Origin of the sequence: Henriciella sp. (genome assembly GCF_049649345.1) — a bacterium.
In the GTDB taxonomy this organism is placed as follows: Bacteria; Pseudomonadota; Alphaproteobacteria; order Caulobacterales; family Hyphomonadaceae; genus Henriciella.
This window is the reverse complement of sequence record NZ_JBARZC010000573.1, coordinates 1-1,573: the sequence shown is the minus strand read 5'-3', so window position 1 is coordinate 1,573 and position 1,573 is coordinate 1. Positions and strand designations below refer to the sequence as shown.

2 protein-coding genes are annotated in these 1,573 nt (G+C 60.5%); both read right to left on the bottom strand.

Features of this window, described 5'->3' with window-relative positions; translation table 11 throughout:
- A partial coding sequence (locus WA989_RS15915; protein ID WP_424341461.1) for an SDR family NAD(P)-dependent oxidoreductase occupies positions 1–307 on the bottom strand: 307 nt, incomplete at its 3' end.
- The gene (locus WA989_RS15910; RefSeq protein ID WP_424341460.1) at positions 297–1,283 is read right to left on the bottom strand and encodes a calcium/sodium antiporter; all 987 of its coding nucleotides are present in this window, start codon (positions 1,281–1,283) and stop codon (positions 297–299) included. The genes WA989_RS15910 and WA989_RS15915, both read right to left, overlap by 11 nt.
- Positions 1,284–1,573 lie beyond the last annotated feature (290 nt).

Here is a 1,573-nt window from a genome sequence, read left to right as displayed (position 1 = left end):
CTGTATCGGGCTCGAAGGTCGAGGCCGAATTGACCAGCAGGGTCAGCGGCCCGCCCAGCTTTTCTGCTGCCGTCGGCACCAGCTGGCGGATGTCCTTCTCCTCAGTGAGGTCACCCTGGACAATCACGCCGGTGCCGCCGGCCTCTTCGATTGCCTTGGCGGTCTCTTCGGCGCCCTTGGCCGAGGAGCGGTAATGGACCGCCACAGCCCACCCATCTTCGCCCAGCGCTTCGGCGAGGGCCTGCCCGATGCGTTTGCCTGCGCCGGTTATCAGCGCGCGTTTTTCCGTAAGTGTTCTAGCTGCCAAGAAGACCGTCCACTGCGCCTGTCAGATTCCATCCATTCACAAGTCCATAAAGATAGATGCAATAGATGAGGATCATGGCAAGGCCAGCGAGACGGGTGATTTTTGTGCGAGGCAGGATGAACAGGCCGAGCATGACCGCCGCGGCCCCCATCGCCCAGTGATCGTACTGGCTGAAGGTCGGGGCGAGATTGGTCGGGCCGAACAGGGAGATGATGGCGCCTGCGCCAAGGATATTGAAGATGTTCGAGCCGATCACATTGCCGATAATCACGTCCCCGCGCTTGCGGAAAGCGGCTGCGAGGCCGGCGCCAAGTTCTGGCAGCGATGTGCCGATGGCCAGCAGCGACAGGCCGATAATTTCTTCGGGCACGTCATAGGCGCGCGCGATGCCGGTGCCGCCTTCGACGATAAGATGCGCGCCGATTGGCAGGCCGACAATGCCGACAAGCAGGCTCGCCACCATGGTGAACGTCTTGAGTTCATCGCCTTCTTCAAGGCCGACATCGACGCCTTTTCTGAGCGCGCTCGACGTCCAGTACAGCATGAGGAAGGAATAAAGGCCGAGAAAGCCCAGAAGGATGAAGCCGAAGATGGGCGTGACCGGATAAAAGAAGGTCCACGCAATCCACACGGCTGTCACGCCCAGCATGAACCAGTAGGAGCGCCTGAGGCCGAACTGCCTGGCCGCCAGCGGCAGGAGAAGGGCGGGGGCGGCAAGCACCAGCCAGATATTGGCTATATTGGAGCCGACGATATTACCGAGCGCCAGGCCGGGCTGACCGCTGCTGGCCGCGTCAAAGGAGACGACCATTTCAGGCGCGGAGGTGCCGAACCCGACGATCAGGATGCCGGCGATCAGCGGCGAAATGCCGAGCCGCCGGGCTGCATCCATGGCGCCATTGACGAGAAAGTCGCCCGCGAGGGCCAGAATTACGAGGCCGCCAATTAAGGCTGTCAGAAGAGACAGATCAGGCAATGCTCAACCAGGTTCGCTAGTCCAGGCGGCGATAATCGATGAGATTGAGAAGGCCGAACACTGCGACCGTGACGCCAATGGCAATGAGTGCAAACATGAGATGTCCTCTGGTTCCCGCTATTGCGGGGCTTGATAGACTGTGTTTCGCAGTTTGGCGAGGCCAGTTTTCACCGGAAACCAGTTATGGCTAATATCCGTACGCGTATCTTCCAGTCCTGGTTCCGGTTCAGCCGGCCGATGACACTCGGCGTGCGCGCGATTGTCGAAAACCAGGACGGCCACGTTCTGCT